We start from the raw sequence: 13,750 nt of genomic DNA on the forward strand, positions 1-13,750 counted from the left end.
GAGTGCGAGATTTTTAGTGGCTTAACTATGAATATGTTATTATGCGCTCAATTATTTTACTGAATGCTTTTCTCTTACTTCTATGTCAAATTCTGCTTTGTGCTTTACATTATTTTCTCAAAATATTGATTCTCTCGCGCTTCCTGAAAAGTTTACTTTCCCTTTTTATTACGAGCCGCAACCTTTAGCTGTAGCAGCCACAAAACAATTACAGCAACAACTTGAAACGTTAACGCATTTAAAAGCAGAAAATGCCGGTAAAATGTTTGGGGTTTTAGTGGTGCAAAATACTAAGCAACAATTAGGCTTTTTAAGTGCTTACTCGGGGCAAATTGAAGGTGATAAAGCCAATATTAACTTTGTACCGCCAGTTTCTAGCATGCAGCTGCAGGACGATAGCTATTTGGCTCAAAGTAAAATAATTAACGATATTAATGCTCAAATTGAGCAATTAGAAAATAGCGAACAACTGCATGAAGTTAATAGCAAACTTGATGATGCAACACAAAGCTACCAACAAGCACTATTAGCCCAACAGGCAGTAATGCAAGCCGGTCGCCAGCAACGTAAAATACAACGTACCGAAGGCGAATTAGAGCTTAGCGAAAGTGATTTTGAGCAGTTAAAAAATAAGCTTGCAGGGCAAAGTATCGTAGAAAAAAAGCAACTGCTAGCACTTAAAGCCTATTGGCAAAATATAATCGAGTCACTGCAGCAAACACACATCAATATTTCTGATGAAATTGCTCATTTGAAAAAACGCCGTAAAACGCTTTCTAAAAGCTTACAAAAAAAGTTATTTGCGCAGTACCAGTTTTTAAATGCAAATGCTGAGGTTACAGACTTAAATGCCATATTTGCAGCACTACCAGAGCACACTCCACCTTCGGGTGCTGGCGATTGCGCAGCGCCTAAATTATTACAATACGCCTATAAACATGACTTAAAGCCACTTGCTATGGCAGAGTTTTGGTGGGGAGCCGCGCCTAAGTCAGCAATTAGGCAGCATAAAAACTACTACCCTTCTTGTTACAGTAAATGCCAACCAATACTTGGGCACATGCTACAGGGTTTAGATGTTGAAGATAACCCGCTACTTATCAACCCAGCTCAGGGTAAAGATCTAAGTATTGTTTATAAAGATGACGATTTACTTGTGGTAAATAAGCCTGCTGAGTTTTTATCAGTACCTGGCGTTAATATTGAAGACTCAGTGTATATGCGTATTAAAACGCAGTTTCCAGAGGCTTCAGGCCCGCTAATTGTGCACAGATTAGATATGTCGACCTCCGGCTTATTGATGATTGCACTTAATAAACGCGTGCACAAAGCGCTGCAAAAGCAGTTTATTGAACGCACCATAGATAAACGTTATGTCGCATTAGTTAATGGTAACGTAGCTGAGGATAGCGGAGTAATTGATTTACCCTTAGTGCTCGACTTTGATGATAAACCGCGCCAAATGGTGTGTTACAAACACGGAAAACCTTCGCTTACTACCTGGCAGGTTTTAGAGCGCAATAACAATATTACCCGATTACAGTTATATCCTAAAACAGGGCGAACTCATCAATTAAGAGTACATTGCGCGCACAGTTTAGGTTTAAACATGCCAATTATAGGCGACACACATTACGGACAAAAAGCCGATAGATTACATTTACATGCAGAATACTTAGCATTTACTCACCCAATTACGGATAAACGATTAGAGTTTGAAGTAGCCGCAGATTTTTAATAAAAACACATAGCTACAACCACTATATTATACAATGTGTTGGTTTTTATTAATTAAATTGATATCGTTTATGGTCTTTCTATTCAATGATGAGTATAAAAAAACGGTACAAACCCAAGTTTATTAAGTAATGTTAATAAGTACTTCAATAATAAAAATAAGTCAGCAAAGGATTAACATGACTAACAATACACAAATAAAGGTTTTAGGTAATACTTTATGGGCAAAGTATATTGTTCTCCTTTTATTTTTACTTTTAAGTAAGCTTGCCTCAGCTAACGGCGACTCATTAAGTGCAACTTTACATGCGCTAGACTTTGACACGACTCAAGTCCTGATCAACAACATAAAACTGAATGAATTAGACTATCTTCAAAATGAAGACAAACTCACTCAAGCGTTTAAAATAAGCAAAGAGCAAAATTGGGAAAACCTTCATCTAGAAGCGGCCGCTTTGTATGCGGAGTTACTTTTTAGACAAGAAAAATACGAAGCGTTAAACACACACTTATCCTATTACTTAAAGAACAAAGAGTTACCAAATCAAAAAAGTGTATATTTATTATTTCTCGAATCACAACTCAAGTCTCTAGCGAGGGAGCCAAACCCAGCTCCAGCACAAACGCTAGCCACAAAATTAGAAGAGAGCTTGCAACAGCATTCAACTAAAGAAAAAATCATTATTTTACGAGCACTTGCTTACTATTACACCGATACAGATTCATTGAAAAAGACCCTAAATGTTGCACTAGAGGGGCTAGAATTAGCATTAAAAGATGACGATTCAGCATCTCAAGGATACTTTTTTAGAAAAATAGCCGATGCATATAATTATCTAAACGAAAAAGACAAAGCCGTATATTATGCAAAAAAAGCGGTTGCGGCATATGAGCAAACACAAGATGGGCTTTTTACTGCAAAAGCATATTGGAGCTTAGGCAATGTATTGCTTGAAGTAGAAAAACCTAAAGATGCCTTAATATACCTAGATAAAGCATTGCTCTATTTTAAAAAAGTTAATATGCAAAAAGGCTTAACCTTTGCTCAGTACTCAATTGCAAATATTGAGTACTTACAAGCAAACTACGATAAAGCTTTAACTTTAACTAAAGAAAACATTGAGCTTGCTCGTTCTGCAGGTGTTTACGACATGCAACTCGCATCGCTCATTTTGTTAGCTGACATATATATAAAACAAGATTTACTCGAGAGAGCAAATGAAGCAAACGATGAGGTGTTTTTAAAGTTAAATAAATTCAGCCGCAGTATTTATAAAGCCGATTTTTTAGGTAAACGCTATGAGCTAAAGCGACGCCTTAACTACACTGACGAGGCTTTTGAAGCAATTGAACAAAAGCTCCTTTATACAAAAAAACACTACGAAGCAACTAGTGAAAATAATATAAAAACACTACAGGTGCAGTTTGAAGTAAAAGAAAAAGAAGAAAAAATACAGCAACTAGAGTACGCAAAAGACATTAGTGAACTACAAGCTAAAGAAGAGTACCAACAAAAAATAATTTGGCGACTCAGCGCTGCTATTGCATTTATTTTAGTGATTGCTTCATTATTTTTATTTTATCGGCAAGCCCGACAACGTCAAAAATATCACGATATTTCATTAACAGATTATCTAACAAATTGCCCTAATCGCAGAGGAATAATGCGCGCAGCAGAAGCAAAGCTTGGTGAAGGTAAAATGACGATAGCAATTGTTGACTTAGACTACTTTAAAAAAGTTAACGACCATTTTGGTCACGATGTTGGAGATTTAGTTCTTATTGCCTTTGCAAAAGCTGCAAAAGAAACACTATGTAATGATCATCAGTTTGGTCGTTACGGCGGCGAAGAATGGTTATTTGCACTAAATACGGTTGATGAACGAATAATTCGCGATATATTTGACCAGCTCGCCATTAGCTTCGCCAAGCATTGCAGTAATATAGAAGACTTTCCTAGTGATACAAAAATCACCTTTAGTGCAGGGGCCTCTGTAAGTGGCCCTTTAAAAAGCACACTAGATGTTCTTATTAAACATGCAGATAAATTACTTTATAAAGCAAAAGAAAACGGAAGAAACCAAGTCGTTGTTGATTAAATGAACACAGCTAAAAGTATTGGCTCATTTACTTGACTAAAGCCCATCTAAGATCATTTTTTTGATGGTCTTTGCTTTTACAAAATGATCTAATTTATGGGTGTGTATCCACCAAGTAGCAGCTTCCATAAGTAGCGCTGGGTCGTCGTTTTTATTAGCAAAAAATGCATAAAAAGAAAGCCCTACATTTTCGCCTTTAGCTGCTATTTTTTTATCGCATACGGTAATTATTTTTGCTCTTAGTTCTTCCCTCATACATACCTTATTTAATTATATTTTTACTATTAAAATACGCTATTTAAAAAACTAACCATTAGCTGTAAAAGGCTTCGATCAACCAAGCCATGATTCTCAAGCTCTTTATTAGGCGTATTTACTTTTGCAGCTTTGCATTCATTATCTAATGTCTCATTTTTACGTGTATCGGTTTCGTATGCAATATCTGCTTGTTCCATACATTTTGCCGAGCCTGCGTAAGGCTGTGCCGCACAAGCGCTTAGTAATAAAAAAAGTGGAATTGCTATCAATAATTGCTTCATAACTAATCCTATTTTTACGCAACTTATTTACTTTAAATTACAGCTGCAAGTTAGCCTATTTACTTTTCTACCACCATTACAAAAAATTCAAAAAAGAACGTACCTATAGCATCAAAAAAAGTGTCGTTTTTTTCATCCTTTTTAATTTGTGCGCTAATGCATTGATTATAAACTTCTGAGCTTGTTTGAGCGCCATTTCGATCAACCGTTTCGGCCTCTTCAATGCATAAGTTAGGGTCAGAACGTGGGGCTGTACTACATGCACTTAATAAAGCGCACAGCAATAATGCGGCGATGGGGCTTTTTGTGTTCATCCTTAAACTATCCTATTAAGTTAACGTGCTACCTGCATTTATACCGATTGGTATTATATGTGGGAGTAATACATATAGATTGTACCTAAATAATGTTGCTACTTTATCACTGCAATAAAATAAACAACCAGTAAATATTTGTAAGGTTCTGTAGGGATTTATACTCACTTCTATAATTGAACTACGTAAAAGCCTGAAATTATTGCATTCATATCACTGTAAAATTTACAGTGATAGCAGCCCAAAAATAAAAAATCAAAATAAAAGCAATAAAATACATCAACTTAATATTTGGCATTTAGTTTGCTAGTTAGTGATATAAGCAAATAAATTGTAAAAGGATTAGTTATGAATATTTTTGAAGCACTACGTCATGACCATGACAAACAACGAGAATTGGTAGATGCGCTTATTCAAACGCACGGCGACACAGAGCAGCGCCACACGCTAATGGACGAGCTAAAAACAGAACTAGAACAACACGCAAAATTTGAAGAACGTTACTTTTACAACCCACTTATGTTTGATGACTTAACTCATGAAAAAGCGCGCCACAGCGTAGCTGAACATCACGAAATTGATGAATTAATTGAACAACTTGAAGATACCGAAATGAGCTCGTCTGCATGGTTAGTTGCAGCTAAAAAACTGCATCATTTAGTACATCATCATTTAAGTGAAGAAGAACACGAAGTATTTCAATTAGCGGGTAAAGCACTAACCGAAGGGCAAAAACAAAGCTTGGCAAAGCAGTATAATGATGCAATGCACTAATACTTTTTATTTGTGAGTAACTTTACTCACAAATAATTGAACCACCTTATATACACTCCCTTGTGTACTATTGGTTATAAGCCACTTGGCTTATAACCATTTTTTTAAGCCTATATGCTAACTCTTCTCTAGTAAGGGTGCTTCTGTCGGATCAAAAATTCGATACGCCACTAGCTTTAAACCATCGTTAATAAAAAACCACACCAAAGCATATGCCCACACAGCAAGTGCCCATCCCCATCCTAGTGGGGTCATAAACACACCATAAACAGCAATAAGTGTTGCTATAACTTGCGTGCCAAATACGGCGACCATTAATATAGCAGACGGTTTAATAGACCAAAATGGACCTCGGGTACGCGCTAAAAATATAGTCAAATGCCCTGCTACAGAAAGTAATAAGTACATTAATGTTTGAAGATGAGGACGGTCGAGTTCAAATACTTTATCTCCTAAGTAAAATAAACCAAAGGCTGCAATTGGCCCTACAATTCCCAGCACAGATGCAATACCTAAAACGAGCCGCATATTCCATGTCTCGGGCTTATTTTGATAATGCACATTGTCGTATGCAATAGACAAAATGGCGGCATCGTTAAGTAAAGCAAGCATTACAATCATGACTGCTGTTAACGGATAAAAGTTAAAAATTAATATCGCCATTGTCATAAAGAGTAGTACGCGCAGTGTTTCAGCAACCCTGTAAATAGCGTAACTGTTCATGCGTTGAAATATTTTTCGGCTTTCTTTAACTGCATCAATAATAACCGACAAGCCATCGGTCATTAACACAATTGATGCTGCTGAACGCGCTGCATCTGTAGCACCCGATACAGCGATGCCACAGTCAGCTTTTTTAAGTGCTGGCGCATCATTTACGCCATCTCCTGTCATGCCAACAATGTGCCCTCTATGCTGAAGCACATCAATAATATGGTATTTATGCTCAGGGAATACTTGTGCGAATCCGTCAGCACTCTCGATAGAATCATCTAACTGTGTGGCTTGATGATACTCAGTTGCACCAAATCCACTAGCATCAAGAATGTTTGTCCCTAAACCCAGTTTACTTGCAGTTTCGCGCGCAATGGCCACTTGGTCGCCCGTGACCATTTTAACACTCATACCCATTTCTTTTGCATCGGCAATGGTTTGTATTGCTTCTTCACGCGGTGGATCAAAAAGTGGCAATACGCCTATAAATTGCCATTTACCTTGCTCGTCTGTTTTAGCAACCGCTAAAGAGCGAAACCCACGTGCTGCAAATTCATCTATTGATGCCTCAACTTGAGTTTTAACTGCCTCAATATTAGCCGACAAAGCTAAAATAACCTGCGGTGCACCTTTGGTCACTTTAAATGTTTTGCCATCATCATTTTTAACGATTGCTTCAGTACGTTTGCTCACAGGATCAAATGGCTGAAAATGCTCTATATGATAAGAATCTAGATGCTGCTCAGCTTTTACACTTTGTAATACTGCTAAGTCAATCGGATCGTTATTTTCTGAGCGAGATGCTAATGCCGCGTACAATATAACTTGCTCAGCAGAGCCTTTATTTATTGAGTTTTCGATATAAAACGGGTCACCCAACGTTAATAGGTTTTGTGTCAATGTGCCGGTTTTATCAGAACAAAGAATATCAACACCCGCTAGCTCTTCAATTGCAGCTAAACGTGTTACAACCACTTGCTTTTTAGCCAATAAACGAGCGCCTACAGCCATAGTAACTGATAGCACTGTTGGCATTGCAACTGGTATTGCAGCAACAGTTAATACGAGTGCAAACTGTAATGTGGTGATCATTGGATCATCGCGAAACAAAGCAACAATAACTATAAGCAGTACTAAAGCCGCAGCAAGCATTATTAAATAATTACCAATTTTAAGCACTGCACGCTGAAAATGACTTGCGGTTCGCTCCCCTTGCACTAACTGTGCTGTTTTACCAAAAAAGGTATTAGCGCCGGTTGCGTATACTATTGCCTCTATTTCACCTTGGCGAATAATAGAGCCCGAATAAACAGTTTCACCCGCCGACTTTACAACCGGTAACGACTCACCCGTAAGTGATGATTGATCTACTTCTACTGAATCACCATCGAGCAAACGCGCATCTGCAGGCACTATATCGCCCATCCGCATTCTAATAACATCACCTGGTACAAGCTCGCTGGCATTTAAATTTTGCCATTGAGTATCGCGGCGAACGCGTGCTTTGTTAGCTAATTTTGCTTTTAATGCGGCAATTGCATTACCCGCTTGATGCTCTTCCCAAAAGCCAACCAATACGTTGGACAACAATAATACAAGAATAATAAAAAAATCAGCCCAGTGCTTAGCAAGCGCAGATAAAATAATAGCAGCCTCGATCATCCACGGTATTGGTCCCCAAAAGTAAGATAAAAATTTGAGTAGTAGGTTTGTTTTTTCTTCAACTAGTTCGTTAGGTCCATATTGTGCCAATCTTTGTGTGGCATCAGTTTGGCTTAACCCGTCGGATGATGTTTTTAGCTTTGCTTGTAATTGTGCTAAATCGAGCTTGCTCCATTCATCGCAATTTTGATTATGTGAAGACTTGTTTACTGAACGATTTGATGACTGATGCGCTGACGAAATTTTAACCTTTTCCATACGAGCCTTCTATACAACATTGAGTTGAATAACTTGAGGTAATTAAAACCTACTAACCGTATAGCTAACATAAACTAAAGCTGTCGATATTGTTCTTACAAATATATTAACTTTGATCTAACGCAATATTTAAGATGAAATAATATAAAAAGGATTATTTTTAGAAGATGACAAAGAGATTGGATTATTAGAAGAAGTGCTCAAAGGCTATACATTGGGCTGAAATAGTAAATAACTCAGCCCAATGTATTTTTAGCTACAACCTTAAGGGTATAGCTATTGTTCTATTACTTTACAGTAAATTTCACGTCTTGGTCGCGTAATAAGTAAAGTGCAAAACACGCAGCCCACATTGGCCATGCAGTGAAGAATAATAAGTTGTTAAAGCCATCTATATACTGGTTGTACGAAGAAAGCGTAGATAAGCCATGCATTACAAAAATGATACCGTAAGTTATGCGCTTTTTAATACCCGCTAAAAATGCCAATACTAATACAAGTTGTAGAGCACCGATAACATAAGCAACTATGTCAGATGAGCCACTAATACCGTAAAAATGTTCAAAAATACGTGCGCTATGACCAGGGTTTACGAATTTATCGAACGTCCACATAACCATTACAATAAATACGCCTAAACGCAAAGATAAAAGTGACCATTGCAAACGGTTTTGCACATCAGAACTCATTGAACCTGTCATAAAATTTCCTTAAATGAATATTAATAAACGTTGAAGTAACCTAGACCGTATAAGTTATTTTTTATTTCAAAAAAATTTAATTATTTTAAATAAAAAAGTAATTAAGCCTTGTAGCAATAAAAGTGAAGCTTATTTTAGGAATTTTAAAATGCTGCGTAAAAGTTAACAATTTTAAAATGTTAGCAGGTAAAAAGTAGTCTATAATTAAAAAAGCCCATTAAAAGCAAATATTTACATTCACTCTAATACAATCGCTCTATTAATATTTTATCAACTAATAAAACAATAGTACTTAATTACCACCTTTATAATGCATCCGTTTTGTTATGTTCTAAAAAACAAAAAGAATCGAAATTTACTGAAATTTATTTTTAATCCTTTCGGTCTTTATCGCCAACAACATTTTAACCGTAGAGAGAAAACGTTTGAAACACGCATATTTAGCACTTTCCCTAGCCACCATATTAAATACACCACTTAATGCTTTTGCAGCCGAAGAATCAAAAACAACAAAAGATGGCGCAATAGAGCGCATTGAGGTGGCAGGCCAAGTTATTAAATCTCAAGGTCTTTCGGTTAAAAACGCCACTGTAGACGGCCCGTTTGGCGACAACTTAGCCCTACAAGATATAGCCCGATCAGTAACACCAATTTCAAGCGAGTTAATAGAGCAACTCAATATTACGACTTTACAAGACGTGCTCGCAGTAAGCCCTAATACCTATTCAGCCAGTGGTTTTGGGGCACCCAGTTTACCTACTATTCGTGGGCAACTGGGTGAGCTTTTTCAAGATGGTACACGCCGTCAAGCTGGTAATAATGGCTTTGGTGTGCCGTTATCGTTCAACTCTATAGAACAGATAGATGTAGTAAAAGGCGCGCCACCAGTATTATTTGGCTCAAGCCAACGCAACGGTGGTTTTGTAAACTTACATTCTAAAAAAGCATCTACGGATGAAAGCAAAGGCAAAGCAACTGTATCTGCAGGTCGATGGGATCAATACAGTGTCTTAGTTGATTACAGTGCACCCATTGTAAAAGACAAAGTAGGTTTTAGAGTCAGCGCTGAACATATTGATAACGGCAGTTACTACGATTTTTCGGGAACTAAAAGCGACAGCTTATTTGCATCATTACGTGTATTACCCGATGACAAAAGCAGCTGGGATATTAACTTTGAGTTATACCAAGTTGAATTTACCGATAACGCCGGAATTAACCGCCCTACTCAAGCGCTAATAGATAGTGGCCTTTATATTACCGGCCAAGGCGTGCAAGCAAACGGCAGCACGGTACCAGCAGCAGGTTCAATTATTTCACCTACTGGGCAAGTAAAAATTAACCGTAGCACAGTACTTACCGATCCTGATAATCAAAACGAAGCCACCACGTATTTACTACACAGTATTTATAAGCGTGAGCTTTCTAGCAATGCATCGATTAAAAACATTACTTATTTTCAACACCTACAACGTGAAGAAATTGCGCAAAACAGTTTTGTTGAAATTATAGACGGTGCAGACACGGCGCAAAACCGTACTGAGCTTACTTACCTTTGGAATAGCGAACAGCAAACCATTTTTGCATTTGATGTACGCTACAACCGTGTATTAGGTTACAGCCAATTTACAACCGAAGCCGACTTACCTATTGACTTAACAGGTCCACTTTCAAACCGTCGCATTCCTTTAACAACAGAACAACAAGCGCGTTTAATTGAAATTAGTCCAGGTGTATTTGTATCTCCAGGTGGCCAGTACGATATTAATAACGATGGCAGCGGCGACTTTAACTTATCAGACACGACCGATTCACGTTCATGGCAAACAGGCTTTGCTATTCAGCAAGACTCTGATTGGAGCGATAAATTTCATACAAGTGTTGGCTACCGTATTGATTTTTATGACGTAAACGCACACGACCCAATAGCACCAGAGGGTGAAATTGCAGCTCGCGATAGCATTAACGACAAGCTACATTCTGGGCAAGTAAGCTTTAACTACCGATTAAACGCTGATTACACCACTTATGGTGCGGCAAGTTACAACGAAGCGACATCAAATAGTATGGCTGGCGGTACATCTCTTGGTGGCGACAACACGATTAGCGCGCAAAACTTTTCAACCGAAAATACCCTTGTTGAATTTGGCTTAAAATACGCGCCAACCAACAGCGATTGGTACGCCGATGGAGCGGTGTTTAGCCAACGCCGTAGTTTGCGTAATCGCGATGGGAGTAATACCGGCATTCGTACTACCGGTTTTGAAAGCCAAGTATTTTACGATACCTACCCTTATTGGTTAAGTGCCGGCTACAGCTATATTGATGCTCGCTACGATAACTCTGCAAGCAGCCAAGATTCAGCGCAAGTAGCAGATGCATTTGACAACTCACGCCCAGATATTATTGTAGGCACCAGTGTTGGTGCACCTAGTTTTACTCCATTTTCACGCTCTAATCGCCAAGTTCAAGGCATTCCTGAGCAGTCGTTCAGTTTTAACGGAAGTTATTCAATTAATTCGAAATGGCAAACGGGTTTTTCGGGTCTATATACAAAGAGTTATCCTTTAGACTTTTTAGCGACAGTAAAAATTCGTGATCAGTACACACTAAACGTTAATACTAGCTATGCTTTTACGCCTAGTACTAAACTACGCTTAGATGTAAACAATGTAACGAATCAAAAAAATTGGCGCCCTGTGTTTGAAGGCGGTTACTTTGGTGCAACATTGGCTTTTCCTGAGTTGCCAATAAACGCCAAGCTAACGCTTACCCATAATTTTTAAGAGAGAGAACATGATTAAAAAAATATTTTTATTATTGATTGCAGCGGCCGCCGTCGGCCTGTTCTTTCATTTTGACTTACACCAACTACTTACGCTTGATGGTTTAAAAGGGTCAATGGATCAGTTTAGCGATTACAAAGAGCAATCGCCGCTACTCGTTATTGGTGGATTCTTTTTATTATATGTTGTTGTAACGGCTCTCTCTTTACCGGGCGCAGCTATTTTAACACTTGCAGCAGGTGCATTGTTTGGTTTAGTTGAAGGCTTATTGGTTGCCTCTTTTGCATCAACTATTGGCGCAACACTTGCCTTTTTAGTATCGCGCTACTTACTACGTGACACTATTAAACAACGTTTTCCTGAGCGCTTAGCTGCAATTGACGCAGGCGTTGAAAAAGAAGGTGGATTTTACTTATTTACTCTTCGTTTAGTACCGGTGTTTCCGTTCTTTTTAATCAACTTACTAATGGGTGTTACTTCAATAAAGTCATGGACTTATTACTGGGTAAGCCAAGCAGGCATGCTAGCAGGCACATTTGTATTTGTTAACGCAGGTACACAACTGGCACAAATAGAGAGCTTATCTGGAATTTTATCATTCAACTTAATTTTATCATTCGCTTTATTGGGTATATTCCCTTTCATTGCAAAAGGAATCTTAAACGTGTTTAAAAAACGTCGCGTATACAAAAACTACACTAAGCCTAAAAAATTCGACCGTAACATGATTGTTATTGGTGCAGGCGCAGGTGGTTTGGTAACAAGTTATATTGCTGCTGCTGTTAAAGCAAAAGTAACCCTTATTGAAGCGGGCGAAATGGGCGGCGACTGTTTAAACTATGGTTGTGTTCCAAGTAAAGCAGTCATTAAAAGCGCTAAAATTGCAGAGCAAATTCGCCACGGTGAAAACTACGGTCTAGAAAACGCAACACCACAGTTTTCGTTCAAAAAAGTAATGGCACGTGTACATAAAGTTATTGCCGATGTAGCACCACACGACAGTGTTGAGCGTTACACCAACCTAGGCGTAGATGTAGTAAAAGGTTACGGTAAATTAATAGACCCGTGGACTGTAGAAATTAAACTTAACGATGGCGGCACGCAAACACTCACCGCTCGTACTATTGTGATTGCCACTGGCGCACGCCCATTTGTACCGCCACTACCTGGTATTGAAGAAACAGGTTATGTAACAAGCGATACATTGTGGAATAAATTTGCAGAATTAGATGAGGCACCTAAAAAACTTGTAGTACTAGGTGGCGGTCCAATTGGTAGCGAATTAGCACAAAGCTTTGCACGTTTAGGTTCAAGTGTTACGCAAATTGAAATGAGCGAACGCATCATGATCAAAGAAGATCTTGAAGTGTCTACTTTTGCTCACGAAGCGTTAACCGAAAGTGGCGTTAATATTTTAACATCGCACCAAGCACTTCGTTGTGAAACGCGCGATGGTAAAAAATATATTGTTGTTAAACATAACGACAAAGAAATAGATATTGAATATGACGAGCTATTATGTGCCGTTGGTAGAAGTGCGCGCCTTAAAGGTTACGGTCTTGAAGAGCTAGGCATAGAAACAAACCGCACAGTAGTAACTAACGAATACCTAGAAACACTGTACCCAAATATTTTTGCAGCAGGCGATATTGTAGGTCCATACCAGTTTACACACGTGGCAGCCCATCAAGGTTGGTACGCAGCGGTAAATGGCTTATTTGGTCACCTTAAAAAGTTTAAAGTAGATTACCGTGTTATCCCGTGGACTACATTTATTGACCCAGAAGTTGCACGTGTTGGTTTAAACGAGCAAGACGCAAAAGACAAAGGCATAGATTACGAAATTACTCGCTTTGAATTTGAAGAGCTAGACCGTGCAATTACCGACAGCGCTACAAAAGGCTTTATTAAAGTGATTACACCCAAAGGCAAAGATAAAATATTGGGCGTTACCGTGGTATCTGAACACGCTGGCGATTTAATTGCTGAGTTTGTACTGGCAATGAAGCACGGCTTAGGGCTTAACAAAATACTCGGTACTATTCATAGTTACCCTACATGGGCTGAAGGCAATAAGTACGCAGCCGGTGAGTGGAAACGCGCTCATGCTCCTGAAAAAGTACTTAACTTACTTGAAAAATACCACACTTGGCGCAGAGGTTAATT

General features: G+C 38.4%; 10 protein-coding genes. 5 read left to right on the forward strand and 5 right to left on the reverse strand.

Translation table 11 applies throughout. The features are described from left to right. Window positions 1–82 precede the first annotated feature (82 nt). Together I6F54_RS16480 and I6F54_RS16485 are read left to right on the forward strand one after the other, a co-directional pair. Complete coding sequence (locus I6F54_RS16480; protein ID WP_165740159.1) at window positions 83–1,738, forward strand: RluA family pseudouridine synthase; 1,656 nt, start codon at window positions 83–85, stop codon at window positions 1,736–1,738. A gap of 178 nt (window positions 1,739–1,916) precedes the next feature. Next, window positions 1,917–3,836: a tetratricopeptide repeat-containing diguanylate cyclase gene (locus I6F54_RS16485; protein ID WP_197142326.1), complete on the forward strand. Its 1,920-nt coding sequence runs from the start codon at window positions 1,917–1,919 to the stop codon at window positions 3,834–3,836. A gap of 36 nt (window positions 3,837–3,872) precedes the next feature. On the opposite strand, the gene I6F54_RS16490 is transcribed toward I6F54_RS16485, so the two are convergent. Genes I6F54_RS16490 through I6F54_RS16500 form a run of 3 tightly spaced genes read right to left on the reverse strand, consistent with a single transcriptional unit; the run spans window position 3,873 to window position 4,689 of the window. Further along, a complete protein-coding gene (locus I6F54_RS16490) occupies window positions 3,873–4,091 on the reverse strand; it encodes a DUF6500 family protein (RefSeq protein WP_197142328.1) in 219 nt (72 codons plus the stop codon). A gap of 29 nt (window positions 4,092–4,120) precedes the next feature. Beyond that, window positions 4,121–4,375, reverse strand: a complete 255-nt coding sequence (locus I6F54_RS16495) for a hypothetical protein (RefSeq protein ID WP_197142330.1) — start codon at window positions 4,373–4,375, stop codon at window positions 4,121–4,123. Between the two features lie 59 nt (window positions 4,376–4,434). Beyond that, a complete protein-coding gene (locus I6F54_RS16500; RefSeq protein WP_197142332.1) occupies window positions 4,435–4,689 on the reverse strand; it encodes a hypothetical protein in 255 nt (84 codons plus the stop codon). Between the two features lie 348 nt (window positions 4,690–5,037). Here I6F54_RS16500 and I6F54_RS16505 point away from each other — a divergent pair, with 348 nt between their 5' ends. Then, window positions 5,038–5,463 carry a hemerythrin domain-containing protein gene (locus tag I6F54_RS16505; RefSeq protein WP_007581776.1) on the forward strand — a complete coding sequence of 142 codons (426 nt, stop codon included), beginning with the start codon at window positions 5,038–5,040 and terminating at the stop codon, window positions 5,461–5,463. Window positions 5,464–5,580: 117 nt separating this feature from the next. On the opposite strand, the gene I6F54_RS16510 is transcribed toward I6F54_RS16505, so the two are convergent. Beyond that, window positions 5,581–8,097, reverse strand: coding sequence for a plasma-membrane proton-efflux P-type ATPase (locus tag I6F54_RS16510; protein WP_197119646.1), 2,517 nt, complete (start codon window positions 8,095–8,097; stop codon window positions 5,581–5,583). A 287-nt stretch (window positions 8,098–8,384) separates the two neighbouring features. Beyond that, the gene (locus I6F54_RS16515) at window positions 8,385–8,798 is read right to left on the reverse strand and encodes a hypothetical protein (RefSeq protein WP_007581772.1); all 414 of its coding nucleotides are present in this window, start codon (window positions 8,796–8,798) and stop codon (window positions 8,385–8,387) included. Window positions 8,799–9,223: 425 nt separating this feature from the next. On the opposite strand from I6F54_RS16515, the gene I6F54_RS16520 reads away from it, so the two are divergent. Both I6F54_RS16520 and I6F54_RS16525 read left to right on the forward strand, forming a co-directional pair. Continuing rightward, window positions 9,224–11,584 carry a TonB-dependent receptor gene (locus I6F54_RS16520; RefSeq protein ID WP_197142340.1) on the forward strand — a complete coding sequence of 787 codons (2,361 nt, stop codon included), beginning with the start codon at window positions 9,224–9,226 and terminating at the stop codon, window positions 11,582–11,584. 10 nt (window positions 11,585–11,594) lie between these two features. Then, window positions 11,595–13,748, forward strand: coding sequence for an FAD-dependent oxidoreductase (locus tag I6F54_RS16525; protein WP_197142348.1), 2,154 nt, complete (start codon window positions 11,595–11,597; stop codon window positions 13,746–13,748). Window positions 13,749–13,750 lie beyond the last annotated feature (2 nt).

It is taken from the genome of Pseudoalteromonas sp. SWXJZ10B, assembly GCF_015864475.1.
GTDB classification, from domain to species: Bacteria; Pseudomonadota; Gammaproteobacteria; order Enterobacterales; family Alteromonadaceae; genus Pseudoalteromonas; species Pseudoalteromonas arctica.